The 25,442-nt window shown below is 67.3% G+C and carries 24 protein-coding genes; 11 read left to right on the top strand and 13 right to left on the bottom strand.

Features of this window, described 5'->3' with window-relative positions:
• Window positions 1-495, bottom strand: coding sequence for an RDD family protein (locus PGN37_RS07405; RefSeq protein ID WP_335330383.1), 495 nt, complete (start codon window positions 493-495; stop codon window positions 1-3).
• Window positions 496-595: 100 nt separating this feature from the next.
• Window positions 596-1,483, bottom strand: a complete 888-nt coding sequence (locus tag PGN37_RS07400) for a DoxX family protein (protein ID WP_335330562.1) — start codon at window positions 1,481-1,483, stop codon at window positions 596-598.
• 70 nt (window positions 1,484-1,553) lie between these two features.
• Here PGN37_RS07400 and xylB point away from each other — a divergent pair, with 70 nt between their 5' ends.
• Complete coding sequence (xylB, locus tag PGN37_RS07395) at window positions 1,554-2,948, top strand: xylulokinase (protein WP_335330561.1); 1,395 nt, start codon at window positions 1,554-1,556, stop codon at window positions 2,946-2,948.
• 3 nt (window positions 2,949-2,951) lie between these two features.
• On the opposite strand, the gene PGN37_RS07390 is transcribed toward xylB, so the two are convergent.
• On the bottom strand, window positions 2,952-3,878 hold the full coding sequence (locus PGN37_RS07390) for a LysR family transcriptional regulator (protein WP_335330382.1): 927 nt from the start codon (window positions 3,876-3,878) through the stop codon (window positions 2,952-2,954).
• A gap of 35 nt (window positions 3,879-3,913) precedes the next feature.
• Between PGN37_RS07390 and PGN37_RS07385 the strand changes: the two genes are divergently transcribed.
• Complete coding sequence (locus PGN37_RS07385; RefSeq protein WP_335330381.1) at window positions 3,914-5,395, top strand: FGGY-family carbohydrate kinase; 1,482 nt, start codon at window positions 3,914-3,916, stop codon at window positions 5,393-5,395.
• 6 nt (window positions 5,396-5,401) lie between these two features.
• Here the strand turns inward: PGN37_RS07385 and PGN37_RS07380 are convergent, their stop codons facing one another.
• Both PGN37_RS07380 and PGN37_RS07375 read right to left on the bottom strand, forming a co-directional pair.
• On the bottom strand, window positions 5,402-6,157 hold the full coding sequence (locus tag PGN37_RS07380; protein WP_335330560.1) for an SDR family NAD(P)-dependent oxidoreductase: 756 nt from the start codon (window positions 6,155-6,157) through the stop codon (window positions 5,402-5,404).
• 32 nt (window positions 6,158-6,189) lie between these two features.
• Entirely contained in the window at window positions 6,190-7,245 is a 1,056-nt protein-coding gene (locus PGN37_RS07375) for a sugar-binding transcriptional regulator (RefSeq protein WP_335330380.1), read from the bottom strand.
• A gap of 116 nt (window positions 7,246-7,361) precedes the next feature.
• Between PGN37_RS07375 and eltD the strand changes: the two genes are divergently transcribed.
• The 8 genes from eltD (at window position 7,362) to PGN37_RS07335 (ending at window position 16,228) form a co-directional block, all read left to right on the top strand.
• On the top strand, window positions 7,362-8,450 hold the full coding sequence (gene eltD / locus PGN37_RS07370) for an erythritol/L-threitol dehyrogenase (RefSeq protein ID WP_335330379.1): 1,089 nt from the start codon (window positions 7,362-7,364) through the stop codon (window positions 8,448-8,450).
• 61 nt (window positions 8,451-8,511) lie between these two features.
• Entirely contained in the window at window positions 8,512-9,918 is a 1,407-nt protein-coding gene (locus PGN37_RS07365; RefSeq protein WP_335330378.1) for an extracellular solute-binding protein, read from the top strand.
• A 14-nt stretch (window positions 9,919-9,932) separates the two neighbouring features.
• Complete coding sequence (locus tag PGN37_RS07360) at window positions 9,933-10,889, top strand: carbohydrate ABC transporter permease (RefSeq protein ID WP_335330377.1); 957 nt, start codon at window positions 9,933-9,935, stop codon at window positions 10,887-10,889.
• Window positions 10,890-10,892: 3 nt separating this feature from the next.
• Complete coding sequence (locus tag PGN37_RS07355) at window positions 10,893-11,774, top strand: carbohydrate ABC transporter permease (protein ID WP_111512279.1); 882 nt, start codon at window positions 10,893-10,895, stop codon at window positions 11,772-11,774.
• Window positions 11,774-12,880 (top strand): ABC transporter ATP-binding protein, encoded by a 1,107-nt coding sequence (locus PGN37_RS07350; protein ID WP_335330376.1) that lies wholly within the window; start codon window positions 11,774-11,776, stop codon window positions 12,878-12,880. The genes PGN37_RS07355 and PGN37_RS07350 overlap by 1 nt, the downstream gene beginning before the upstream one ends.
• A complete protein-coding gene (locus PGN37_RS07345) occupies window positions 12,877-14,004 on the top strand; it encodes an ABC transporter ATP-binding protein (protein WP_335330375.1) in 1,128 nt (375 codons plus the stop codon). The genes PGN37_RS07350 and PGN37_RS07345 overlap by 4 nt, the downstream gene beginning before the upstream one ends.
• Complete coding sequence (derK, locus tag PGN37_RS07340) at window positions 14,001-15,752, top strand: D-erythrulose 4-kinase (RefSeq protein WP_335330374.1); 1,752 nt, start codon at window positions 14,001-14,003, stop codon at window positions 15,750-15,752. The genes PGN37_RS07345 and derK overlap by 4 nt, the downstream gene beginning before the upstream one ends.
• 5 nt (window positions 15,753-15,757) lie before the next feature.
• A complete protein-coding gene (locus PGN37_RS07335) occupies window positions 15,758-16,228 on the top strand; it encodes a ribose-5-phosphate isomerase (RefSeq protein WP_335330373.1) in 471 nt (156 codons plus the stop codon).
• 1 nt (window position 16,229) lies between these two features.
• Here PGN37_RS07335 and PGN37_RS07330 read toward each other — a convergent pair whose 3' ends face one another.
• Window positions 16,230-16,820: a TetR-like C-terminal domain-containing protein gene (locus tag PGN37_RS07330; protein WP_335330372.1), complete on the bottom strand. Its 591-nt coding sequence runs from the start codon at window positions 16,818-16,820 to the stop codon at window positions 16,230-16,232.
• A gap of 85 nt (window positions 16,821-16,905) precedes the next feature.
• On the opposite strand from PGN37_RS07330, the gene PGN37_RS07325 reads away from it, so the two are divergent.
• Window positions 16,906-18,138: an FAD-dependent monooxygenase gene (locus PGN37_RS07325; RefSeq protein ID WP_335330371.1), complete on the top strand. Its 1,233-nt coding sequence runs from the start codon at window positions 16,906-16,908 to the stop codon at window positions 18,136-18,138.
• Between the two features lie 2 nt (window positions 18,139-18,140).
• On the opposite strand, the gene PGN37_RS07320 is transcribed toward PGN37_RS07325, so the two are convergent.
• From PGN37_RS07320 to PGN37_RS07290, 7 genes are all read right to left on the bottom strand, one after another.
• On the bottom strand, window positions 18,141-19,028 hold the full coding sequence (locus PGN37_RS07320) for an LLM class flavin-dependent oxidoreductase (protein ID WP_335330370.1): 888 nt from the start codon (window positions 19,026-19,028) through the stop codon (window positions 18,141-18,143).
• Window positions 19,029-19,211: 183 nt separating this feature from the next.
• A complete protein-coding gene (locus PGN37_RS07315) occupies window positions 19,212-19,583 on the bottom strand; it encodes a hypothetical protein (RefSeq protein ID WP_335330369.1) in 372 nt (123 codons plus the stop codon).
• 66 nt (window positions 19,584-19,649) lie between these two features.
• Window positions 19,650-20,903 carry an HNH endonuclease signature motif containing protein gene (locus PGN37_RS07310; RefSeq protein WP_335330368.1) on the bottom strand — a complete coding sequence of 418 codons (1,254 nt, stop codon included), beginning with the start codon at window positions 20,901-20,903 and terminating at the stop codon, window positions 19,650-19,652.
• Between the two features lie 58 nt (window positions 20,904-20,961).
• A complete protein-coding gene (locus tag PGN37_RS07305; protein WP_335330367.1) occupies window positions 20,962-21,612 on the bottom strand; it encodes a class I SAM-dependent methyltransferase in 651 nt (216 codons plus the stop codon).
• A 2-nt stretch (window positions 21,613-21,614) separates the two neighbouring features.
• A complete protein-coding gene (locus PGN37_RS07300; protein WP_335330366.1) occupies window positions 21,615-21,947 on the bottom strand; it encodes a DUF732 domain-containing protein in 333 nt (110 codons plus the stop codon).
• Window positions 21,944-24,841: an MMPL/RND family transporter gene (locus PGN37_RS07295; RefSeq protein WP_335330365.1), complete on the bottom strand. Its 2,898-nt coding sequence runs from the start codon at window positions 24,839-24,841 to the stop codon at window positions 21,944-21,946. Before PGN37_RS07295 ends, PGN37_RS07300 begins: the two co-directional genes overlap by 4 nt.
• The gene (locus PGN37_RS07290) at window positions 24,838-25,263 is read right to left on the bottom strand and encodes an MmpS family transport accessory protein (protein WP_442932886.1); all 426 of its coding nucleotides are present in this window, start codon (window positions 25,261-25,263) and stop codon (window positions 24,838-24,840) included. Before PGN37_RS07290 ends, PGN37_RS07295 begins: the two co-directional genes overlap by 4 nt.
• Between the last annotated feature and the right edge of the window lie 179 nt (window positions 25,264-25,442).

Below are 25,442 nucleotides of genomic sequence, written 5' to 3'. Positions count from 1 at the left end.
TCAGGGGGCCTTCAGCACCTGGGTTCCGCCGGCGAGCTCGTCGTGCTTGCCCTGCTTGGTGGGGCTGCTGTTGATCGTCACGGCAATGACGACGATCGCCACCACACCGAGCAGACCGCCGATGAACGGGATGATCGGCAGCAACGTCCACGAGTTGCGGATCGCCGATTGTGCGGCAGTGGGTTTGGGCGCACCGCCGGGACCGTGCACGCTCAGGCCCAGCAGCTTCTTGCCCGGGGTCCAGCCCTGCGTCACCTCGAACGCCACGTAGTACGCGAAGCTCAGCGCGCCGGTGAACAGGCCGGTGATCCAGACGTTCGATGTCGCACCGATCGCGAACACGATGATGCTGCCGACGATGCCGACGATCAGACCATCGATGAACCGGGCGGCGAAGCGCACGCCGACACCGCCGGGCTGGGCGCCGCCGCCGGGCGGCGGGTACGACCCGGGGTAGCCGTATTGGCCGGACTGCGGGGGATAGTCGCTGGTCATCAGGGAGCTCCTCGTGGCGGCGGCTGGGCTGCGAGCTCACCGTACCCAGCAGCAAGCTCCCGCGAAAGGGCTTCGCGGGGGCTGCTCCTCGGCGCTGGGGTCAGCGCAGCTGCTTGCGGCGCTTCTTGACCTCGGAACCGGCGGTGTCGGCCAGTTCTGCAGCCCGCTCGCGCGCGACATCGGCCGAGCGCAGTGCTCGCTCGCGCGCGGCGTCGGCCAGCTCGGGTGCACGGTCACGTGCCGCGTCGGCGAAATCCTCGCCGCGCTTGCGTGCCAGCACCGCCCACTCGCCGCCGCGTTCCCGCGCGACCTCGGCCAGTTCACCGCCACGTTCGCGAGCCACCTCGGCAAGCTCACCGCCACGTTCGCGAGCCACCTCGGCGAACTCGCCACCGCGCTCTCGGGCGATGTGGGCCAGCTCGCGACCGCGCTCAGCGCCCACCTGCAGACCGTGGCCCAGCTTGTCGGCGAACTCGCTGTCGGCCAGAGAACCACCCGCGGCCGCGCCGACCGGAAGCGCGGCGCTCACCGCCTCGGCGGCCTTGCGCGCCGCGCGACGACCCCGCCAGCCGAGCGACGGCCGTCCTTCGGTGTCGACCGCGGCGATGATGAGCCCGCCGATGAGGCTGATGTCGGTGACGAATGCGCGCCGCTCGTCGGCCTTGCGCTGCGGATCGGTCTCGTTCCAGAAGTTGTGTCCGCCCAGGGATCCCGGCACCACGGTCAGCGCCAGCGCCGCCGAGGCGAACCGCGGGAGCTTCCCCGTCGCCAGCAGCAGACCGCCGCCGATCTGGACGGCGGCGTTGATCCGGGCCACCGTCTCGGCATCCGACGGCAGGTTGGTGCTGACCGGATCGGGGAGCTTGCTGAGCCCGTCGAGAGTGTTCTGGGTGGACTGGGCTGCGGGTTTGGGACTCCGCAGGGCCTCGACCCCGCGGGAGATGAACACGGCGGACAGCATTGGGCGCGCGACGCGACGGATCAACATGCCGGACATGTTCCCACGCGATTCGGCGACCAAACCCGACCGGGTGACCTACCGGGGTAGCTTCGCAGGCGTGCCACTCGTCGCGGGAATCGACTCGTCCACCCAGTCGTGCAAAGTGCTGATCTGTAGTGCCGAAACCGGCCGCACCGTTCGGTCGGCGGCCAGTGCTCACCCGGGCGGCACCGAGGTGGCGCCGGCGCACTGGTGGGACGCGCTGAAGGCGACGATCGACGAACTGGGCGGTGTCGACGACGTCGCTGCTATCTCCGTCGGCGCGCAGCAGCACGGCATGGTCTGCCTCGACGACTCGGGGACCGTGGTCCGCGATGCGTTGCTGTGGAACGACACCCGTTCCGCCGGTTCGGCGGACGATCTGGTCGACGAACTCGGTGGCCCGCAGAAGTGGGCACAGCGCACGGGTGTCGTGCCCGTCGCCGCCATCACGGCCACGAAGCTGCGGTGGCTGGCCGACCACGAACCCGAGCACGCCGATGCCACCGCTGCGGTCTGCCTGCCACACGACTGGCTGACGTGGCGGCTGTCCGGCTCCACCGACATCGGCGATCTGACCACGGATCGCAGCGACGCCAGCGGGACCGGATACTTCTCGGCAGCGACGAATTGCTATGACGTGGATCTGCTCGAGTTGGCGATGCGGGGGCGACGCCCGGCACTGCCGACCGTCGTCGACCCCGCCGGTTCGGCGCTGCAGACCGCACACGGCGCGCTCCTGGGGGCCGGCGCGGGGGACAACGCGGCGGCGGCTCTCGGTCTGGGCGCCGGTCCGGGGGACTGTGTGGTGTCTCTGGGCACCTCGGGGGTGGTCAGCGCCGTCGGTGCGACGGCACCCTGTGACCCCGAAGGTATCGTCGCGGGGTTCGCCGATGCGACAGGACGTCAGCTGCCCCTGGTCTGCACCCTCAACGGGGCACCTGTGCTCGCCGCGGTGGCGCGCATGCTCGGCGTCGACTTCGACGAGTTCGACAGGCTCGCCCTCAGCGCCGCCGTGGGCGCCGACGGCTTGACACTGGTGCCCTATCTGGACGGGGAACGCTCACCCAATCTGCCCGACGCCGCCGGCGCACTGCACGGCATCACCACGCGAAACCTGAACTCCGCCAACATCGCTCGAGCCTCCGTCGAGGGCCTGCTGGCATCCATGGCTTACTGCATCGACAAGATCCGCGCACACGGCGTCGCGGTCGACCGCATCATCTTGATCGGCGGTGGGGCACGCTCCGCGGCGGTCAGAGCGGTGGCGCCCGCCGTTCTCGGGGCACCTGTCCATGTCCCGGCGCCGGCCGAGTACGTCGCGCTCGGCGCGGCGCGGCAGGCGGCCTGGGCGCTGGCGGGCGGAGAGAATCCGCCGCAGTGGTCGCTGGTTGACACCACCGTCCACGAGGCGGATCCCACTCCGGAGGTGCTCGACCGCTACCGCATGGCCGAGCGGCTGACCTTCCGCTGACCCTCAGGCGGGATGTGCGGCCTCGGGTCGCGGCCACATCGGGCGCGGCAGCGGTTCACCCGCCGGCGGTCGCACGGCGTCCAGCACCGCCCGCAGCGGCGGCCAGTCGGCGCGCCCGATCCTGGTGACGGCGTAGGCGGTGAGGACGACGTCGGGTCCGGTGAGGGGCAACACCGTCACCCCGTCCGCGGTGGGGCGCTCGATCGGTAAGAGTCCCACCCCATAGCCCGCGGTGATGAGCTCTTCCACCAGATCCAGGCTGTCGATCTGATGGGCGATCCGCGGGGTGAAGCCGGACAGCGATGCCAGTGTGCGCACCGCGTCCTCGTCGGCGGTGTTGCGGGAGTTCACGATCCACGTGTGCTCGGCGTAGTCCCGAAGAGTGGTCATGGTGCGCGCGGTGCCACTCGGCACCCCCAGGCCCCAGCGGATCGACCAGAGCGGCACTGTTTCCAGCAGCGCCCCCGGCGAGGCCGGCGCCAGGTTGTAGTCGTAGGTGAGCGCCAGGTCCAGGTCATCGGCCGTGAGCAGCCGAAACGCCTCCACCGGTTCGTACTCGCTGATGATGAAGTCCACCTGGGGCAGGCGTTCCCGAAATGCCGCGGCGATCGGCAGTAGCGACACCCGGATTCCGGTGGCGAACCCGCCGACGCGGACCGTGCCGGCCGGGTCGGCGCCTGCGTCCAGGTCCAGTCGTGCGCGATCCACCGCGGCGAGGATGGTCACCGCGTGATCGGCCAGGCGCCGTCCCGCCGGGGTGAGCCGCACTCGTCGGCCCTGCGGCTCGATCAGTTGCGCTCCCGTTTCGCGGGTCAGGGCGGCAATCTGCGCCGACACGGTCGAGGTGGTGAGGTGGTACTCGTCGGCCACCGCTCGCATCGAACCGAGCCGCGACAGTGCGAGCAGGAGCTGGAGTCGACGGAAGTCCACGCCTGCGATTGTGCTCCTGCACGTAGGGTTGGTTCGTGGACACGCTGCTCGGCATCGACATGGGAACCGGAAGCACCAAGGGAGTTCTCGTCGACAGCTCGGGCATCGTGCTCGCCACGGAGACCATCACGCACGGGATGGATCTTCCGCGGCCGGGGTGGGCCGAGTTCGACGCCGAGGCGGTGTGGTGGCGTGAGGTGTGCGCGATCAGCAAGGCGCTCATGGCCCACCAACCGGCCAGCGCTTCCCTGGCGGGCGTGTGTGTCAGCGGTGTGGGCCCCTGCCTGGTGCTCTGCGACGCCGATCTGCGCCCGCTACGTCCGGCGATCCTCTACGGCATCGATACCCGTGCGCACGCCGAAATCGAATCATTGACAGCGGAATTGGGCGAGGACAGGATCCTCGAGAGGGCAGGCACGCTGCTGTCCAGTCAAGCGGTCGGGCCCAAGATCGAATGGGTACGCAACCACGAGCCGCATGTGTTCGACGCCGCCGCGGGCTGGTACGGCTCCAACTCCTTCATCGCAGCGAAGCTCACCGGCGAATACGTGATGGACCACCACACCGCAAGCCAGTGCGACCCGCTCTACGCCACCCGCGATTTCGAGTGGAACCGGGAGTGGGCCGAGCGCATCTGCGGACCGTTGCCGCTGCCGTCTCTGGTGTGGCCCAGCGATGTCGTCGGACACGTCAGCGCCGCGGCCGCCCGCGAGACCGGGCTGCCGGCAGGCGTTCCGGTCGCCGCGGGCACTGTCGACGCATACTCGGAGGCGTTCTCGGTCGGTGTGCGGCGTCCCGGGGATCAGATGCTGATGTACGGCTCGACGATGTTCCTCGTTCAGGTGATCGACGAGTACCACAGCGATCCCACATTGTGGACCACTGCGGGGGTGGAGCCCCGCACGCTGTCGCTCGCTGCCGGGACGTCGACCGCCGGCACGATGATCAACTGGCTGCAATCGCTTACGGGCAAGCCTTCTTTCGAGGAGCTGACCGCTGAGGCGCTGGCCGTGCCCGCGGGCAGCGAGGGCCTGCTGATGCTGCCGTACCTGGCGGGTGAGCGCACCCCGGTGTTCGATGCGAAGGCCCGCGGTGTGCTCGCAGGGCTCACACTGCGGCACGGACGCGGGCACCTTTTCCGGGCGGCCTACGAGGGCATCGCCTTCGGCATCCGGCAGATCCTGGACCGGTTCGACGACGCCCACGAGGCGAGTCGCACCGTCGCGGTCGGCGGCGGCCTGAAGAGCCCGGTGTGGGCGCAGGCGGTCAGCGATGTCACCGGTCGCTCGCAGCTGGTTCCCGAGCAGGCCATCGGAGCCAGCTACGGTGACGCGCTGCTGGCCGGTATCGGGGTGGGGTTGGTTCCGCCCGAGACGGATTGGGCCACGATCGACCGCGAGATCACGCCCGACCCGCGCAACCGAGCCCGCTACGAGGAGCTGTTCGCCACGTGGGCGCAGCTGTATCCCGCCACCCGGGAACAGGTGCACCGGCTGGCGGCGTCGGACTCCGACTGAGCCGGCTCAGCCCATCGTGTAGCCGCCGTCGACGGGAAGGTCGACGCCGTTGATCATGCTCGCGGCATCGGAGCACAGCCACACCACCGCGTCGGACACTTCGTGGGGAACGGCGAAGCGGCCCAGCGGAATTCGGGCGATCATCGGCGCCGCCTTGGCTTCCTCACCCCACACCCGTTGGCCCATCTCGGTCAGCACCACGGTGGGGCACACCGAATTCGCGCGGATGCCGTGCGGACCCAACTCGCGGGCGAGGACCTTGGTCGCCATCACCAGGCCGGCCTTGGAGGCGCAGTAGGCGTAGTGCTCCGGCAGCGGGGCCAGCGCCGCCGCGGAGGCGACGGTGACGATGGCGCCACCGGTGCCCTGCTCCACCATGAGCGCGCCGACCTGGGCTGCCAGGAGTGCAGGGGCCCGAAGATTCACCGCGAGCGTGGCGTCGAAGTTCTCCGCGGTGGTGGCCACCACCGATTCGGGCAGCGAGATGCCGGCGTTGTTGACCAGGATGTCGAGACCGCCGAAGGCTTCGGAAGCGGTGCGGCTCAACGCCGTTGGACCCTCCGGGACGGACAGGTCGGTCACCGCGGTGCGGACTTCGACGCCGTACTCGTCACCGAGGGCCTGCCGCGCCTGTGCCAGTTCGGCCTCGTCGCGTCCGCTCAGCACCAGGTGGGCGCCCGCGGCCGCGAACGCACGGGCGATGTCGGCGCCGATGCCCTTGGTGGCACCGGTGATCAGCGCGCGTTTGCCGTCCAGCCGCATCACCCCGGAGTATCTCTGCTCGGCGGTGGTGGTCACGAAACCTCCTGTGCTACCTGCTTGTCGGTGGGGTCATCGGTGGCCGCCAGCAGCGCTTCGGCGGTGCCCGGATCGGTGACGAGTCGGTTGAAGTAGCCGCCCCGGGCGCCGGCGGTGATGGATTCGACCTTGTCCCTTCCGATCGCCACCGCGATGGTGACGGGGATGTGGCGCAGCGTCTCCAATTCCAGCGCGATGAGCCGTTCTGCGCCGTCGAAGTCGACGGGTGTGCCGTTGCGGTCGTAGAAGCGTGAGCACACGTCACCGACGGCGGCGCGCAGGGACGTCGAACCGGTCGGCACGAACTGGGGGATGTCCGACCGGATGAGCGGCGGTGCGCCGACACCCATCAGCGCGCACCGGGCATGCGGCCACTGGTGCAGCACGCGCTGGATGCTCGGATCCTCGAGCAGGGAGTCATACAGCGCCGGACCCGGAAGTGCCGGTGCGAACAGGTAGTTGGCACGACCGCCGACGCGATTGGCGACAAGCCGCGTGATCTCGTTGGTCTGGTACCACTCGTAGGGTTGGTCGTTGCCGCCGACGGTGGGGGTCACCACCACGCCGGGCAGTGAGGTGAGTTCGTGCTGGGCCAGCTCGTAGACCGTGCGGCCGGACGACACCAGGAGCACGTCGCCCGGGAGCAAACCCGCTTCGGCGAGCGCCCGCGCAGTCGCGGGTGCGATTACCCGGCCCATGATGTCGACGACGCTGCGTCCTGGGCCAGGCGCTGGTAGCGGCGGCGACAGGTAGACCGTGTTCAGGTTCAGGGCCCGGGCCACCCGGTCGGCGAGCTCGCCTGTGCGGGCGTCCTCGGGTGCGATCACCTCGATGCGCACGATGCCCTGGCGTTTCGCCTCGGCGAGCAGCCTGCTCACCGTCGCTCGGCTGGTGCCCAGCTGCTCGGCGATCTCGGCCTGGGTGGCCTCGTCCTCGTAGTAGAGCCGTGCCGCGGTGTAGAGCAGGGTGGCCGGGAAATGGCTGCTCTCCGGCTCGGGCGCGGCACCATCCGACTTCGCCGACGAGGTGGCGGGCGCGGACGGCCGAGGCATGGGCAAAGTATGACACCGAACGTCTGCTCTGGAAAGAAGTTCATTGAACAGATGTTCTGGACAGATGTGCACCAGCTTCGCTACTGTGACTCCGAACACAAAGGGAGGAACCCGCGATGGCTGCTCAGATCCCCGAAAAAATGCAGGCTGTGGTCTGCCACGGGCCCAACGACTACCGACTGGAGGAGGTGGCCGTTCCCCAACGCGGCCCCGGCGAAGCCCTTGTCAAAGTCGAAGCGGTCGGAATCTGCGCCAGCGACCTGAAGTGCTACCACGGCGCCGCGAAGTTCTGGGGCGACGAGAATCGTCCCGCGTGGGCGGAGACCATGGTGATCCCCGGGCACGAATTCGTCGGGCGCGTCGTCGATCTCGACGATGAGGCCGCCTCCCGGTGGGGCATCGCCGTAGGCGACCGGGTGGTCTCCGAGCAGATCGTGCCGTGCTGGGAATGCCGGTTCTGCAAGCGCGGCCAGTACCACATGTGCCAGCCGCATGACCTGTACGGCTTCAAGCGCCGCACCCCGGGAGCGATGGCCAGCTACATGGTGTATCCCGCGGAAGCGTTGGTGCACAAGGTCTCTGCCGATGTCGAGCCCCACCACGCCGCCTTCGCCGAACCGCTGTCGTGCTCACTGCACGCGGTGGAACGCGCACAGATCCTGTTCGAAGACGTCGTGGTCGTCGCCGGCTGCGGGCCCATCGGCCTCGGCATGGTCGCCGGCGCGCGTGCCAAGAACCCGATACATGTCATCGCGCTCGACATGGCGCCCGAGAAGCTCGAGCTCGCCAAGCTGTGCGGCGCCGACATCACGATCAACATCGCCGAACAGGACGCCGTGGAGATCGTCAAGGAGCTGACCGACGGCTACGGTGCCGACGTGTACCTGGAGGGCACCGGCCATCCCTCGGCGGTTCCGCAGGGGCTCAACCTGTTACGCAAGCTCGGCCGGTACGTCGAGTACGGCGTGTTCGGCAGCGACGTGACCGTCGACTGGAGCATCATCAGCGACGACAAGGAACTCGACGTCCTCGGTGCACACCTGGGCCCGTACTGCTGGCCCGCGGCCATCAAGATGATCGAGTCCGGTGTCCTCCCGATGGACCGGATCTGCACCCACCAGCTGCCACTGACCGAGTTCCAGCAGGGGCTCGACCTCGTCGCCAGCGGCAAGGAATCGGTCAAGGTCTCCCTCATCCCCGCCTGAGGCTCGGGACACCAAGAACCCCAGAAAAAGGACCCCGATGAGTCTGTTCTCGAATCCCCCCATGGGACAGCAGTTCTCGCGCCGCAAGATGCTGACGGCGCTGGGTGTGGCGGGCGCCGCGGCGGCCAGCGTGCCGATGCTGAGTTCGTGCGGCGTCGGCGGCAAGGCCAGCATGCCCAACGGCGCCGATGCGGTGACCGGTGGCTTCGACTGGCGCAAGGCGGCCGGCTCGACCATCAACATCCTGCAGACCCCGCACCCGTACCAGCTGTCCTACCAGCCTCTGCTCAAGGAGTTCACCGAGCTGACGGGAATCAACGTCAACGTCGACCTGGTGCCCGAGGCGGACTACTTCACCAAGCTGAACACCGAATTGGCCGGCGGCTCAGGCAAACACGACGCGTTCATGCTCGGCGCGTACTTCATCTGGCAGTACGGCCCGCCGGGGTGGATCGAGGACCTCAACCCCTGGCTGTCCAACACTGCGGCCACCAACGCCGAGTACGACTTCGAGGACATCTTCGACGGGCTGCGTACCTCCACCCGGTGGGACTTCCAGTTGGGTCAGCCGTTGGGCACCGGCGGACAGTGGGCGATCCCATGGGGATTCGAGAACAACGTCGTCGCCTACAACAAGCGGGTGTTCGACGAGAAGGGCATCACCCGGCTGCCCGACAATCTCGACGACTTCATCCAGCTGGCCATCGATCTGACCGACCGCTCCCAGAACCGCTACGGCATCTCCACCCGCGGGTCCAAGTCCTGGGCCACCATCCACCCGGGCTTCATGACGCAGTACTCCCGCGAAGGTGCCGTCGACTACACCTGGAACGGTTCGGAACTCATCGCCGAGATGGACAGCGACAAGGCCATCGACTTCACGAAAAAGTGGATCGCCATGCAGCACGAGGCCGGTCCGACGTCGTGGACCACCTACGACTATCCCAACGCCACCGGCGATCTCGGCGACGGCAAGGCGATGATGGTCTACGACGCCGACAGCGCCACCTACCCGAAGAACAAGCCGGGAGCCAGTAAGGAAGCCGGCAACATCGCGTGGTACGCGGGGCCGGCCGGCCCGGACGGCAACTACAAGACCAACCTGTGGACCTGGAGCTGGGCGATGAGCGCGAACTCGCGCAACAAGTTGCCGGCGTGGTTGTTCATCCAGTGGGCGACGGGCAAGGAGTCGATGAACAAGGCCGTCGAGGGCGGGACCTACGCGGACCCGGTCCGAAAGTCGGTGTTCGACACGACGTTCAAGCGGGTCGCCGCCGACCAGTTCGGCTATCTCGAGGCCTTCGAGACGGTCATCGGCCAGTCCAAGATCCAGTTCACGCCGCAGAAGAAGTTCTTCGACACGACCCAGAACTGGGCGGTGGCACTGCAGGACATCTACGGCGGTGAGGACGCCGCGTCGCGGTTGCGCAGCCTCGCCAAGACAAACACGTCCAAGGTCAACCTCTAGGAGCTCTGGCATCGATGACGACTCAGACATCCAAGGCGCCTGCCGCGTCGCCGCGGCCCGATTCGTCGGCCGGCGCGCGCAAGCTCCCCGAGGTGCCGACCTGGCGGCGCAAGTTACGGCCCTATCTGCTGTCGATCCCCGCCCTGGTGATCGTCATCGGCATCCTGTACCCGTTCTTCGTCGGCGCGTACTACGCGTTCCTCAACTACGCCGCCGTGAACCCCGATCCGCACTTCGTGTGGTTCGACAACTTCGCCTCGGTCCTCGGAGACCAAGTGTTCTGGCAGAGCGTCAAGGTCACCGTGATCTTCGCCATCGCCGCGACGGCGATCGAGACGGTGCTCGGGGTCGGGCTCGCTCTGCTGCTCAACCGGTCCAGCATCATCGGCAAGATCTTCGAGAAGGTGCTGATCCTGCCGCTGATGATCGCCCCGGTGATCGCGGGCGTGATCTGGAAGCTGATGTTCAACCCGCAGTTCGGCATCCTCAATCACGTTCTCGGCCTGGGTAACACGTTCGACTGGCTGTCGGCGAACAACGCCCTGTTCTCGGTGATCCTGGTCGACGTGTGGATCTTCACGCCGTTCGTGGCGATCCTGGTGCTCGCGGGCATCCGCTCGCTGCCCAAGGAGCCCTTCGAGGCGTCCGACGTCGACGGCGCCAACTGGTTCTACATGTTCCGCAAGCTGATGCTGCCGATGCTGTGGCCCTACATCCTGGTCGCCGTGATCTTCCGGTTCATGGACAACCTCAAGGTGTTCGACCACATCTTCGTGCTGACTGCGGGCGGCCCCGGCGTGGCCACCCGCACCCTGCAGATCGGCGCCTTCGAGGACTCGATCATCAACCTGGACTACTCGCGCGGCAGCACCTACATGCTGCTGCTGTGGATCATCGTGTTCATCACCGCGCGCTACCTGGTGAGCGTGCTCGGAAAAGCGCAGCGCCGCGCTGCCGGAGCGGAGTCGTAGATCATGGCCCTCAACCTGTCCCGAGCCGAACTGCAACCCGGTCAGCGGCGTTGGTCCATCGGCGCCGTCGCCGCCGACGTCGGTCTGATCATCTGGTTCGTCTTTTCGCTGTTCCCGATCTTCTGGATGCTGATGCTGGCCCTGAAGAACGCCGAACAGCAGACGACGACGTACTTCTCGTTCAGCCCGACATGGTCGAACTTCGCGACGGTGGTGTCGGACAAGGGCACTCAGATGACGAGTGTCGACTTCAAGGCGTCCCTGCTCACCAGCCTGCTCAACTGCGGCGGCGCGGTGATCGTGTCGCTGGTGATCGGCATCCCCGCCGCCTACGCCGCGGGCCGCTGGCAGTACCGCGGCAGCAACGACCTGATGTTCCAGATGCTGTCGTTCCGGTTCGCTCCCGAGCTGATGGTGATCGTGCCCCTGTTCGTGATCTACAACCAGATCGGCCTCTTCGACACCAAGGTCGGAATGATCTGGGTGCTGCAGCTGGTCACCATGCCTCTGGTGGTGTGGATTCTGCGGTCCTACTTCCAGGATCTGCCCGAGGATCTGGAGCAGGCGGCCCTGCTCGACGGCTACACCCGGCGGCGCGCGTTCCTGATGGTGGCGCTGCCGATCGTGCGGCCCGGCATCGCCGCGGCGGCGCTGCTGGCGTTCATCTTCGCCTGGAACAACTACGTGTTCCCGTTGATCCTGGCCGACAGCAACGCGGGCACCGTCACCGTCGCCATCACGAAGTTCCTCGGCGGCGGCGGCCAGGCGTACTACAACCTCACGGCTGCCGCGGCGTTGATCGCCGCGCTGCCACCACTCGTCCTCGCGCTGACGATCCAGCGATACCTGGTGCGGGGCCTGTCATTCGGGGCGGTGAAAGCCTGATGGCCACGGTAACGGTCACCAACATCTGCAAGACCTACGGCAAGGACGTCCGCGCGGTCGACGGCATCTCGCTCGACATCGCCGACGGCGAGTTCTTCGTCATCCTCGGCCCCAGCGGTGCGGGAAAGACGACGACGCTGAAGTCGATCGCCGGCCTCGTCGACGTCGACTCGGGGTCGGTGTCGATCGGCGGGGTGGACATGACCGCGGTCGAGCCCTACCACCGCAACGTGGCGATGGCGTTCGAGAGCTATGCGCTGTACCCGCAGAAGACGGTCGCCGAGAATCTGGCGTCACCGCTGAAATCGGGGCGCACCGGCAAGTACTCGGAGCAGGAGCGCGCCAAGCGCATCGATCAGGTAACCACCACGCTGGGCATCGATCACCTGAAGAACCGGCTGCCCCGGGAACTGTCGAACGGTCAGCGCCAACGCGTGGCGCTCGGGCGGGTGCTGGTCCGGCCCGCTGATGTCTACCTACTCGACGAGCCGCTGAGCCATCTGGATGCCAAACTGCGTGCGTCGATGCGGGCCGAGTTGAAGCAACTCGGCGCGATGTCGAACACCACGACGATCTACGTCACCCACGACTACCAGGAGGCGCTGGCGCTCGGTGATCGCATCGCGGTCATGCGAGAGGGCCGGCTCATGCAGATCGGTACGCCTGAAGAGATCTGGCGCAAGCCCGCCGACACGTTCGTCGCACGCGCCCTCGGCCAGCCCGAGATCAACCTGCTCGACGGTGTCGTCGACGACGGCCGAATCCGGCTGGGTGACGGTTCACTCGACGTGCCGGTACCGGCGGATGTGAACTGCGAGCGCGGCACCCGCGTTCGAGTCGGGCTGCGCCCCTGCGACATTCACGTGACCAGCCGGGAGGGTTCGTTGCGTGGGCGCGTCCAGCTCGCCGAACGACTGGGCCGCAACATCGAGCTGACCGTCGACGTCGGCGGCGCGCAACTGATCGCACTCACCTCGGGACGCCATGGTGTCGGCGAGGGAGACGACGTCACGATGCGTATCGCCGAGTCCGACGTGCACGTGTTCGCGCCGGGCGACGGGGACACCAGCCGGTTCAGCGATCAGACCCTGGAGGTAGTGCAGTGAGCGTCGCGACGGACAACCCCACCCAGCAGGGCGCGCAGAGCCTGACATTGCGCGACCTGGTGAAGACCTACTCGTCACGAGGCCGCGATTCGGTGACCGCCGTCAAGGGCATCGACCTCGACATCCGGCCGGGGGAGCTGGTTGCGCTGCTCGGCCCGTCGGGATGCGGCAAGACCACGACGCTGCGGATGATCGCCGGCCTGGAGACGGTGACCAGCGGGTCGATCAAGATCGGTGAGAGGGAGATCTCCCAGTTGCCCGCGGCCAAACGCGGGATCGGCGTGGGCTTCGAGAGTTACGCGTTGTACCCGCCGCTGTCGGTGCGCGACAACCTGCTCTACGGACTGAAGGCCCGCAAGGTCAAGGGCGCCGAGAAGATGGTCTCCTCGATCTGCGATCGACTGGAGATGAACGATCTGCTCTCGCTGCGGCCGGCAAGTCTGTCCAGCGGTCAGAAGCAGCGCGTGGCGTTGGCCCGCGCGCTGGTGCGTAACCCGCCGGTGCTGCTGCTCGATGAGCCGTTGAGTCACCTCGATGCGTCCGCACGCAACCGCGTGCGGCGCGAACTGAAGGTCCTGCAACGCGAGTTCGGCTACACGACGATCGTGGTCACCCACGACCAGGTGGAGGCGCTGTCGCTGGCGGATCGGCTGGCCGTGATGGACGGCGGTGTCGTGCAACAGTTCGGGACGCCCGACGAGGTGTTCGACGATCCGGCCAACCTGTTCGTCGCCGGCTTCGTCGGTGAGCCTGCGATCAACGTGCTGCCCGGTGTCGCGAGGGTGCGCGAGGGCCGGGTGCACGTCGAGATCGGTTCTGGCGCAGGGTCTCTGGAAACGTCGGCGACCTCGGTCAGTGATGGCACGGCAGTCACGGTCGGCATTCGTCCGCAGGACTGCGCGCTCTCCGACCGCGGCGCCGAGGGCCTCGCCGCGACCGTCGCCTACTTCGAGCACCTGCTGGAGTTCGGCCTGGCGACCACCACGGTGGCGGGCATCGAGGACGGTATCGTGGTGCAGACCCCGGCCGAACAGAGCCACGATCCAGAGCAACAGGTATCGGTGACAGCGCCGGCGCAGCGGGTCTACCTGTTCGACGCCGACACCGGGGAGCGACTTCGATGACCAAGCTCTACAACGACCCCGCCAGATTCACCGAAGACATGCTCGTCGGGTTCCTGGACGCCAATTCGCGCTACGTCGCCGGAGTGCCGGGCGGCGTGGTTCGTGCCCACCGGACGCGCCCGGGGAAGGTCGCGGTCGTCATCGGCGGCGGATCGGGCCACTACCCGGCGTTCTGCGGAACGGTCGGTGTCGGCTTCGCCGACGGCGCCGTCGTCGGCAACATCTTCACCTCGCCGTCGGCGGAGGAGGCCGCGTCGGTGGCCCGCGCCGCCCACGGCGACGCGGGTGTCCTGCTGACCACCGGCAACTACGCCGGAGACGTGATGAATTTCGGCCTCGCGGTGACTCAGCTGCGCGGCGAGGGCATCGACGCCGAATACTTCGCCGTCACCGACGACGTCGCCAGTGCACCCCGGGGCGAGGAGGCGAAGAGACGCGGTATCGCAGGCGATTTCACCGTGTTCAAGTGTGCGAGCGCCGCGGCCGAAGACGGCCTCGATCTGGCCGGGGTGGTCCGGGTCGCGGAGGCGGCGAACGCGGCGACCCGCACGCTGGGCGTGGCGTTCGACGGTTGCACGATGCCGGGTGCCGACCATCCGCTCTTCACCGTGCCCGAGGGCACGATGGGCGTCGGTCTCGGTATCCACGGGGAGCCGGGCGTGGCCGACGAGCCGATGCCGACCGCGGAGTCGCTCGCCGAAACGCTGGTCGACGGTGTGCTCGCCGATCATCCCGACGCGACGTCGACGCGGCTGGCGGTGATCCTCAACGGGTTGGGTCGCACCAAATACGAAGAGTTGTTCGTGGTGTGGGGGACGGTGTCACGGCTGCTGCGGGATCGCGGCTTCGAGATCGTCGAGCCCGAGGTGGGTGAGCTCGTCACCAGCCTCGACATGGCCGGTTGCTCGCTGACCGTGATGTGGCTCGACGACGAGCTGGAACGCTACTGGACCGCGCCGGCCGACACCCCGGCCTACCGCAAGGGTGCGCCCGCTGATGCCGCGGACACCGGGGAACGGCGCAGTGCCGAAGAGCTGCAAGCGAATTCGTCGGCACCGGCGCTGGACGAGCTCGCCGACGACGAGGGGCGCCGCGGTGCACAGGTGGTGCTGCGTGCCATCACCGCGATGGCCGGCATGCTGGCCGACGCGGAGGACGAGCTCGGTCGCATCGACGCCGTTGCCGGCGACGGCGACCACGGCAGGGGAATGGTCAAGGGCAGCTCGGCCGCGTGTTCGGCAGCGCAGCGGGCGGTCGACGCCGGCGGTGGCCAGGGGTCGGTGCTCGCCGAGGCAGGCAAAGAGTGGGCAGCCAAAGCCGGCGGCACCTCCGGGGTGCTGTGGGGCGCGTTGCTGTCGGCCCTCGGCGCTCGACTGGGGGATACCGGCCGTCCCGACGGTGAGGCGCTGTCGGGCGGAATGCGTGACGGCTACGACGCGTTGGTCTCGCTCGGGGGCGCCGCACCGGGAGACAAGACGATGCTCGACGCACTGCTGCCGTTCGTCGACGACTTCGACCGACGGGTCGCCGACGGGACCCCGTGGCAGGAGGCGTGGGGCGAAGCGGCCGAGGTCGCGACCGAGGCAGCGCACGCAACGGCCGACATGCGACCCAAGGTCGGGCGGGCGCGTCCGCTGGCCGAGCGCAGCGTCGGCACCCCCGACGCCGGCGCGACGTCGCTGGCGATGTGTCTGCGCACCGTCGCCGACACGCTGAATTCGACTCGCACAACAGCGAAAGGGGAGTGACCCTCATGGCAGGGCTCCGGATCGTCGTCGGCTCCGACGACGCAGGCTTCGACTACAAGGAAGCACTCAAGAGTGATCTGCAGGCCGATGATCGCGTCGCCGAGGTCACCGATGTCGGGGTGAGTGCCGACGAGAACACGGCCTACCCGCACGTCGCGGTGGCCGCCGCGCGGATGATCGCCGAGGGTAAGGCCGACCGCGCGCTGCTGGTGTGCGGAACCGGTCTTGGCGTGGCGATCAGCGCGAACAAGGTGCCGGGTATCCGCGCGGTCACCGCGCACGACAGTTTCTCTGTGGAGCGTTCGGTGCTGTCGAACAACGCCCAGGTGCTGTGCTTCGGGCAGCGGGTCGTCGGTCTCGAACTGGCCCGCCGGCTCGCCAAGGATTGGCTGGGTTACGAATTCGATCCGCAGAGTGCGTCGGCTGACAAGGTCGACGCGATCTGCTCCTACGAACCCGCGCACATCACCAGCTGAGTCACCGCCGGGTGACCAGCGGCAGGAACACGTCGTCGACGATCTCGGTGATGGTGTCCTGCGTTACCGCGGACATGGTCATGAACAGCTCGTGGCGCAGCAGGTCCGCGGGCAGATTCAGGATGCGCGGCGGCGGCATCGCCGCCAATTCGCCTCGTGCGACGGCACGTTCGACGATCTGCGTCATGATGCTCGGCCCGTCGGGCACGAACAGGGCGCGTAGCTTCGCCGGCGAACCGCCTGCCTCGTCGTAGTAGGCGCCGAACAGTGCGGCGAACAGGCCCATCGTGCGCGCCCGGCGATCGTTGAAATCGGTGAGCACCGTGAGGACATCGCCGCGTAGTGTCCCCGTGTCCGGGACAGGCACCGTGTCGACCTCGCCGCGCCGGCGGATCACCGCCTCGAGAAGATCCAACCGCGTCGGCCAGCGGCGGTAGAGCACAGAGCGTGCTGCCTCCGCCCTGGCGGCCACCGCCTCGATCGTGAAGCCCGCGTAGCCGGCGTCGAGCAGTTGTTCCCAGCCCGCGGCCAGGATCGCGGAGTCGAGTTCAGCGCCGCGCCGCCGCTGGGTGGGGGCTGCCTTAGAGGACACTTGCGTAGCTTAACGCACGGCGCTACCGTGGCGAGTGTAAGAGACACTTCTGTAGCTTATTCCGTCCGATATGTGTGGGGCTTCCATGACACGTAAAGCTGTGATCTCCGGCGCGAGCATCGCCGGCCCTGTTCTGGCGTTCTGGCTGGCCGAGGCGGGCTGGCACGTCACAGTCGTCGAGCGCGCAGATCAGTTGCGCACCAGCGGTTATCCGGTCGACGTCCGCGGTGCCGCCGTCGACGTCGTCACCCAGATGGGTCTTCACGAGCAGCTGGTCGAGCATCGCTACCGACATGTGCCCGTGGCCCTGCTCAGCCCGCGGGGTCACCGCCTGTGCACGCTCGATTACGGCAATCTGCTCGGCTCCTCGGGGGACGGCGACGTCGAGATCTCCCGCGGAGAACTCAGCTCGGTGCTTTTCCAGGCAAGCGCCGACCGTGTCGACTACGTGTTCTCCGAGTCGATCACCGCGCTGCGGGAGCTCGACGGCGGGGTGGAGGTGACGTTCGAACGCCGTCCCACCGAAGTCGTCGACGTGGTGATCGGCGCCGACGGTATCCATTCCAACGTCCGCGCGCTCGCGTTCGGCCCCGAGGAACGCTATCTCCGCCACCTCGGGCCGTACGTGGCGGTCTGGGACCTGCCTGACGACGCATTCGCGCCGGGGGCCGGCTATTTCTCGTCGCATCCGGGACGCACCGTTCTGGTCGAACGCCCCGCCGACGGCGCGCCGGGCCGGGCGTTCGCGACGTTCGTCCATCCGGCGCCGGGAACGCTCGACCGCCACGACCGCGCGGCAGTCGTCGATGCGTTCCGCGAGGCGTTCGCCGAGGATCGTTGGCGGACAGCCGAAGTCATCGACACGATGGCCGATACCAACGACCTCTACGTCGACACGGTCAGTCAGGTGCGGATTCCGAACTGGAGCTCGGGTCGGGTCGCACTGGTCGGTGACGCGGCCTACGCGCCGGCGTTCCTGTCCGGGCAGGGCACCAGCATCGCGATCGCCGGAGCGTATGTGCTGGCCAGTGAACTGGCGGCGCACGAGAGCCTCCGGGATGCCTTCGCCGCGTACGAGCTCCGTATGCGTGATTACGTGACGATGAATCAGGACCTGGCGCTACGCACCGACGGCACGGTCCTCGTGCGAACCGGCGGTCAGCTTCTGCGTCGCAATGTGAAGCTGTGCGCCGTGCCGTGGTTACAACGGCTCGGGCTGCTGGGCCTGCTGCAAGGGCCGCTACGCACTGCCGCGACGAGCCTCGCGCTGCGCGATCACGACCTGCGGCGGACGCCGGAGACGCTGCAGCATCGGTGACGTCAGGCGATCAGCAATCGGCCGAACAGATCCAGCTGGCGTTCTTCGGTTCCCAGAATCGGCTGCAGCACAACGGAATCGGCCCCGGCTCCGGTCAGCCGGGTGATCGCCTCGCGGCAGGTGGAGGCGTCACCGGACACCGTCACGCGCCGGATCGCGTCGAGACTGCACTCGGCGCCTGCGAGATCGCCGAGTTGAGCTGCGAGGTAGGGCTTCCTCACGGCCTCCGACACTTTCTCGGCGAGCGCGTCGGACCCTGCTCGTGCATCGTCGGGGTCGATGTTCGACCAGACGAACACGGTGATGTCAGCCTCAGGTCCCAGCTGCCGTCGAACGTCGGCGACGTATTCCGGTGTCGAGCCTTCGGCGAGAATGACGCCGAGGCCGAGTTCTGCTGCCAGGGCGATACCCCGGGGCCCCCGCACGCCGAGGCTCAACGGTCTCGGTGTCGCGGGAGGGTGAGCGATTTCCACGTTGGTCAGATGCACCTGTTCACCGTGATACGTCACCGCCCCGCCGTCCATGAGGCGGCTGACGGACTCGGACACTTCTTTCAGGCATGTCATCAGACTGCGCGGGTGTTGACCGACCTGGGTCAGCCAATTCGGCATCCCGTGACCGATACCCGCGTGGAACCGCCCATGGGACAGTCGCGACACGGCACTGAGTTCCATGGCCAGATACGCCGGATTGCGCACCGCTGCGGGCGCGATACCGAGTCCGACCTCCAGCCGATCGGTCACAGCGAGAGCGGCGGCCGACTGGGCGATCCCGCCGGCGAGTCCGAGGTCCTCACACACCCATAATTGGTCGAATCCCGCCGATTCCGTGGCCCTGGCGAGATCGATGACATCCTCGGCCGGTCTGGCGTCGAGTTTGAATCCGAGCACGGTCTTTCACCTCTCCAGCGACGTGACCCCCCAGGTCACCGGTGAGCCGCCCGCGACGGCGATCGATGCCGGGGCAGTAACCATCGTCGGGGGATCCGGGCGAGGCGAACAGACGCAACGTGGGCAGCCGATGCGGTGAGCACTGCACGGTCTGCGACACCAGGGGTGCTCGCGTAGTGGCGCCTACGCGGCGGCCGGCGTGGTCGCCTGGAGTACCGCCTCGATCAGGGCGTCGGCGCGCAGGTGCTCGAACCGCTGGTACTCCGGATCGCTGATCATGTCGACGAAATGCTGGCGGCTGGGATAGCGCACGAGCGCCACCATGTCCCAGTCCTGGCCCGGTTCGGCCGCCAGTGCGATGCCACCGGCACCGACGTAGAGCACGTCGACGCCATACTTCGCCTGCACGCCAGTGCTTTCGAACTGGGCGATGTACTCGAGGTAGGTGTCCCTGCCGCCGTCGGGTCGGAAGCGAAGCAGATTCAGCATCACCACGGGGCCGTCGTGGTCCTCGCTCAGATAGGAATCCAGTGCGGTGGTGTCGAGCGTGATCATCGTGTCTCCTCAGTTGTCAGCCCCCATCCGGACACTAGGCAGGGGTACCGACAACAACGAGGTGCGTCAGTCGTCGGGTGGGCGGGGTTCGTAGGGTTGGTACCACCACCAATTCGCGCGTTCGCCGGTGGGGCCGGGACACGGTGCCACGTCCGGTGGTGGTCGGGTGGGTGTGCGGGCGAGGGAGGCGGAGGTCAGGGCGCGGCCGGCGGCGTCGGTGACGACGAGGTGGTCGGCGGGGCCGGTGATCGTGATCAGGCCGCGGTGATGTGCCCGATGGTGATACGGGCACACCAGCGCCAGGTTCCACAGCTCGGTGGGGCCGCCGTCTTCCCAGTGCACCAGGTGATGCGCGTGCAGTGCCCGGGTGGCCCCGCAGCCCGGCACCACACAGCAGCGGTCGCGATGCTCGAGCAGGCGGCGTAGCCGCCGGTTCACCGTCCTGGTTGAGCGGCTGGCCCCGATCACCCGCCCGTCGCGACGAAACCACACCTCGCACGTGGCATCGCAGGTCAGGTAGCGGCGGTCACTCTCGGGCAGAACGGGTCCCAAATGCAGTGCCGCTAGCTTGTCCGCGACATCGACATGCAGAACGACGGTGGTGCGCTGCCCATGCGGTCGCGCGGAAGCTTCTGCGTCCCAACTCATATGGACCAGGCGCAGAAACGCCGCCGCGGTGGTCGGCATCGCTGCCCGCCCATCGGGGTCGGCGGCTTTCCACTCGGTGATCAACGCGTCGCGATGAGATGCCAGCGCAGCTTCGAACGCCGCGGCCTCGCCATGCGGTAACGCGATGTGCCAGTAGGTGTACTGCTCATCGGAGGTCGAGGTGATCGAGGGCTCCGGCCCCGAGTCGGCGACGGGCACGTCCTCGTCGTCGGAGTCCGGCTCCGGCGCTGGTTCGGGCTGGGGTTTGGGTTGCATCTTCAGCGCAGTGCGCAACTGGCTGACCGTCGCGCACTGGGCCATGGTCGCGAAATGGGCGTCCGAGCCGGGCAGACCATGCTCGGCAATCACCCCGACCTGATCGACCGAGAACCGGCCCTCCCGCAATCCCTCGATGCAGGTGGGAAATTCGTCGTAGCGCGCTGCGATCGCAGCGATCGTGTGCGCTCGCGACGGCGACACTCCGGCCTTCCACGCCAGCCAGCCTGCCGTCGACCGCGCTCCGGCGGCCGCCCACAACTCATCCCGGTCGATCTCCGCAGCGATCTCGACGATCCGCGCATCGATCGCATTGCGCTGCCCCGTCAGCTCCGCCAATTCCTCATGCAACACCGACAACCGCTCATCGATGGCGAGAGAACTGCTCGGAGACATGACCCCAATCTCCCAGCGCCCACCGACAATTCGGCCCCGCGAATGAGCTAGCTGGGGATCAAATCGGCTCTGGGGACAACTCGCCGACGGTGATGAGGTCGGAGAGCACCTGGGTCCACAGCGGGCGGTGCACGCGGTGCTGATCGGCGACGGTGAAGCCGGCGTCGGTGAACAACCGCCGCATCGCCGCCGGGTCCGGCGCGTCGTAGGCCGGCAGCCGCACCGCCGCCAGCACCTCGACCGGCACCAGTCGGCGCGGGCTCAGCGTCGCGACGGCCGCGACACCGCCGGGGGAGAGCACGCGGTGGAACTCCCGCAGTGCCGCAGGCTGATTGAACCAGTGGAACGCCGACGTGCTCACGACCGCGTCGAGGCTGCCGTCGGCGAACGGCAGCTGCTCGGCCGGTGCCCGCAGCCAGTTCACCTTCGTCGAGCGACGCTGGGCCTCGGCCAGCATGCCGTCGGACAGATCCACGCCGCTGACCTCGGCGCCAGGCACCTCACGAGCGATTCTGTCCGCGAGAATCCCTGTGCCGCAACCGACATCGGCGATCCGACGAGCGCCGCGGTCCTGCAGCAGCGCGATCATCTCGTCCTGGGCCGGCCGATACACCCACCGTTGCACCACGGCCGTGTCATAGACCGGCGCCGCAAAACTCCAGAACCCGGTGACAGCCTCGTTGAACCGTCTCCGGGTGGCCGACGGCACGGCTAGCGAGCCGCGTCGAGAACGGAGAGCTTCTCCGGGCAGTACGTCCGCAGACCCGCACCGATGAACTGGTAGGTCTGCTCGGTGGTGGTGCCCTTCTCCATGTTCATCTGGATGAAGCGCGCCGTGGCGAACACGTCCTTGTCCACACCGGTGTAGAGCCGCTTGCACATGATCTTGCCGATCCAGGCGTTGTAGTCCTTCTGCCCGTAGATCCCGTAGACATGCAACTCGTTGGCGAAATCGGTGTCCGGGTCGGCCATCGCGGGCGCCGCGGTGCCCAACGCTCCCACCGTCAAGGCCGCCGCAGCGATCCCCATCAGAACTCGCTTCATACCCTCACTCCTTCTGCCGGATCACTCTGCAAGCCACCGGGTCTCGGCCACGGCGCCGGAACGGGACGCCGTCGCACCCGTTGCGGCCACCAGAACCACGGGCCCATCAGCGCGGCGATCGCCGGCGTCATGAACGCCCGGATCACCAACGTGTCGAACAGCAGCCCGAGCCCGATCGTCGTACCGACCTGCCCGATGATGGTCAGCTCGCTGACCGCCATCGACATCATCGTAAGCGCGAACACCAATCCCGCGGCCGTGACGACAGAACCGCTGCCACCCATCGCCCGGATGATGCCCGTACCGATGCCCGCGTGGATCTCCTCTTTCAACCGGGAGACCAGCAGCAGGTTGTAGTCGGCACCCACGGCAAGGAGGATGATCACCGCCATCGCCAGCACCATCCAGTGCAGCGGCTGACCCAGGATGTGCTGCCAGAACAGCACCGACAGACCGAACGACGCACCCAGCGAGATCACCACCGTGCCGACGATCACCGCCGACGCGACGACGGCGCGCGTGAGGATCAGCATGATGATGAAGATCAGGCCCAGCGCGGAAATGCCCGCGATCAACAGGTCGTAGTTGTTGCCGTCCTTCATGTCCTTGAAGGTGGCCGCGGTGCCGCCGAGATAGATCGTCGAGCCCTCCAGCGGAGTGCCCTTGATCGCCTCCTTCGCGGCGTTCTTGATCTTGTCGATGCGAGCGATGCCCTCTGGCGTCAGCGGATCACCCTCGTGGGCGATGATGAACCGCACCGACTTGCCGTCGGGGGAGAGGAACTGCTCGAGCCCGCGCTGAAAGTCCTTGTTGTCGAAGATCTCCGGGGGCAGGTAGAACGAGTCGTCGTTCATGGAGTTGTCGAACGCCTCACCCATGGCGTCCGCATCCTCCTGCTGCGCCGCCATCTGGTCCTGCATGCCCTTCTGCGACTGATACATCGTCAGCATCATGGTCTTCATGGTCTTCATCGTGGAGATCATCTCGGGCATCAACGCCACCATCTGCGGCATCAACGTGTCGAGCCGCTCCATCTCCGGGATGATCTCCTTGAAGTCGTCGGTCATCACGTTGATGCCGTCGAGGGTGTCGAACACCGACCGGATCGCCCAGCAGACCGGGATGTTGTAGCAGTGCGGTTCCCAGTAGAAGTAGTTGCGGATCGGCCGGAAGAAGTCGTCGAAGTTCGCGATGCTGTCGCGCAGCGCCTCGATGTCGACGTACATGCTCGTCATCTTGGTCACCATCGAGTGGGTGACCTCCGACATCTGCTTGGTGAGGCTGGACATCTTCTCCATCGTCGCGATGGTCTTGTCCATCTCGGCGGCCTGATCCAGCATGTCGGCCATCCGGTCCTGCATGTACTTCTGGTTCAGCCGCTGCGTGGTGCCCTGCATGCTCATCTGGAACGGGATCGACGTGTGCTTGATCGGCTTGCCGTCCGGGCGGGTGATCGCCTGCACACGCGCGATGCCCTCGACCCGGAACAGCGCCTTGGCGATCTTGTCGATCACCAGGAAGTCCGCGGAGTTGCGCATGTCGTGGTCGCTTTGGACCATCAGCAGCTCCGGGTTCAGGCGGGCCTGTGAGAAGTGCCGATCGGCCGCGGCGTATCCCTCGTTGGCGGGGATGTCGGCGGGCAGGTAGTTCCGGTCGTTGTAGTTGGTCTGGTAGCCGGGAAGCGTCAGCAGACCAACGAGGGACAGCGCGATCGCCCCCACCAGGATCGGGCCGGGCCACCGCACGATCGCGGCGCCGATCTTGCGCCAGCCACGAATACGCATGGCGCGCTTGGGCTCGAGCAGCCCGAAGCGGGTGGCCAGCGAGATGATCGCCACCATCAGCACGACGCCGGCGAGCACGACGACCACCATGCCGATGGCCAGCGGCACGCCCATCGTCTGGAAGTACGGGAGCCGGGTGAAGCTCAGGCAGAACGTCGCACCGGCGATCGTCAGGCCGGAGCCGAGCACGACATGCGCGGTGCCGTGGAACATCGTGTAGAACGCGGTCTCTTTGTCCTCACCGACACTTCGCGCCTCCTGATATCGCCCTATCAGGAAGATCGCGTAGTCGGTGGCCGCGGCTATCGCCAGCGTGACGAGGAGATTGGTCGCGAACGTGGAGAGCCCGATGATGTCGTGATAGCCGAGGAATGCCACCAGGCCACGGGCCGTCGCCAGCGACAACACCACCATCACCAGCGTGATCAGCACCGTGACGATGGACCGGTAGACCAGCAGCAACATGATGATGATGACGGTGAACGTGGCCGCCTCGATCATCCGCATGCTGCGATCACCGGCGATGTGCTGGTCGGCGGCCAGCGCCGCCGGCCCGGTGACGTAGACCTTCACACCCGGGGGTGGCGGCACCGTCTTGACGATCTCCTGGACCGCCTCGACCGACTCGTTGGCCAACGCCTCGCCCTGGTTACCCGAGAGCTTGACCTGAACGTAGGCGGCCTTGCCGTCATTGCTGGTGGACCCGGCCGCGGTGAGCGGATCACTCCAGAAGTCCTGCACCGACTGCACATGCGTGGTGTCGGCCCGAAGCTTCGCGACCATCTGGTCGTACCAGGCATGCGCGTCGTCGCCGAGCGGCTTGTCACCCTCGAAGACGATCATCGCCGAGCTGTCGGAGTCGCCCTCCTTGAAGGCCTCACCGACCTGCTTCATCGAGACCACCGACGGCGCCTCGTCCGGGCTCATCGAGACCGCACGCATCTGGCCGACCGCCTCGAGCTGGGGCACGACGGTGTTCAGGATGATGATCACCGCGACCCAGACCAACACGATGGGCAGCGCCATCGTGCGGATCACCCGCGGAATCAGAGGCCGGTGCGGGCGAGAAGGCTGCGGTTCGGTGGGGGCGTCGTGGACAGGTGCGCTCATGCCGACTTCACGAAACAGAAGGTCTGGGCGTTGAGCCCGTCGGTCGTCTTCTCGTCGCGCAGCTCGTCGTCGACCAGGATCCGGCAGGTGATCGAGCCACCGTCACCCTGGGCGACGATGTTCGGGGCCGCGGACGGCTCCGTGGTGGACAGCGTCAGCGTCCACGGCAACGCCGCGTTGTCGACGCGCTGCGGCTTTGCGTCGAGATCCAGATAGTTGATGTCGGCGTAGCTGCCGCTGCCGGTGACCTCGTACCGGACCACCTTGGGGTCGAACGGTTCAGGGAGGTCGGCGAAGTTGCGGGGCGTCTCGATGATGCCGTCGGATCCGAAGAACGTCCGGATTCGGGAGACGGTCAGGCCGGCGATGACCACGACGACCACGATCAGCAGGGGCAGCCACACCTTCCTGGCGACCTTCATCACGAGCTGTGTCTCCCGATCTGTCCCCGGCATGTGCCGCGCAATGTAACCCCTGGCCTGGTGAGATGTTCCGCCGATAGTAACTTAGCCGGTATAACTTCTCATCGGACACACAGTAGATCAAGTCAGTGTGGTCCCGCTAACTACATCGCCGCGCGAGCGATACGCGTCACACGAGG

Source organism: Mycobacterium kyogaense (assembly GCF_036946525.1).
GTDB classification, from domain to species: domain Bacteria; phylum Actinomycetota; class Actinomycetes; order Mycobacteriales; family Mycobacteriaceae; genus Mycobacterium; species Mycobacterium kyogaense_A.
This window is presented reverse-complemented; position numbering and strand designations above follow the sequence as displayed.

Excerpts from the sequence above, each read along its gene's own strand:
- PGN37_RS07380 (WP_335330560.1), bottom strand. The coding sequence starts at position 6,157 with ATGCGGCTGGACGGCAAACGCGCGCTGATCACCGGTGCCACCAAGGGC.
- derK (WP_335330374.1), top strand. The coding sequence starts at position 14,001 with ATGACCAAGCTCTACAACGACCCCGCCAGATTCACCGAAGACATGCTC.
- PGN37_RS07300 (WP_335330366.1), bottom strand. The coding sequence starts at position 21,947 with ATGAAGCGAGTTCTGATGGGGATCGCTGCGGCGGCCTTGACGGTGGGA.
- PGN37_RS07315 (WP_335330369.1), bottom strand. The coding sequence starts at position 19,583 with ATGATCACGCTCGACACCACCGCACTGGATTCCTATCTGAGCGAGGAC.
- PGN37_RS07405 (WP_335330383.1), bottom strand. The coding sequence starts at position 495 with ATGACCAGCGACTATCCCCCGCAGTCCGGCCAATACGGCTACCCCGGG.
- PGN37_RS07290 (WP_442932886.1), bottom strand. The coding sequence starts at position 25,263 with ATGAAGGTCGCCAGGAAGGTGTGGCTGCCCCTGCTGATCGTGGTCGTC.
- PGN37_RS07400 (WP_335330562.1), bottom strand. The coding sequence starts at position 1,483 with ATGTTGATCCGTCGCGTCGCGCGCCCAATGCTGTCCGCCGTGTTCATC.
- eltD (WP_335330379.1), top strand. The coding sequence starts at position 7,362 with ATGGCTGCTCAGATCCCCGAAAAAATGCAGGCTGTGGTCTGCCACGGG.
- PGN37_RS07295 (WP_335330365.1), bottom strand. The coding sequence starts at position 24,841 with ATGAGCGCACCTGTCCACGACGCCCCCACCGAACCGCAGCCTTCTCGC.
- PGN37_RS07360 (WP_335330377.1), top strand. The coding sequence starts at position 9,933 with ATGACGACTCAGACATCCAAGGCGCCTGCCGCGTCGCCGCGGCCCGAT.
- PGN37_RS07325 (WP_335330371.1), top strand. The coding sequence starts at position 16,906 with ATGACACGTAAAGCTGTGATCTCCGGCGCGAGCATCGCCGGCCCTGTT.
- PGN37_RS07350 (WP_335330376.1), top strand. The coding sequence starts at position 11,774 with ATGGCCACGGTAACGGTCACCAACATCTGCAAGACCTACGGCAAGGAC.
- PGN37_RS07365 (WP_335330378.1), top strand. The coding sequence starts at position 8,512 with ATGGGACAGCAGTTCTCGCGCCGCAAGATGCTGACGGCGCTGGGTGTG.
- PGN37_RS07355 (WP_111512279.1), top strand. The coding sequence starts at position 10,893 with ATGGCCCTCAACCTGTCCCGAGCCGAACTGCAACCCGGTCAGCGGCGT.
- PGN37_RS07375 (WP_335330380.1), bottom strand. The coding sequence starts at position 7,245 with ATGCCTCGGCCGTCCGCGCCCGCCACCTCGTCGGCGAAGTCGGATGGT.
- PGN37_RS07335 (WP_335330373.1), top strand. The coding sequence starts at position 15,758 with ATGGCAGGGCTCCGGATCGTCGTCGGCTCCGACGACGCAGGCTTCGAC.
- PGN37_RS07310 (WP_335330368.1), bottom strand. The coding sequence starts at position 20,903 with ATGTCTCCGAGCAGTTCTCTCGCCATCGATGAGCGGTTGTCGGTGTTG.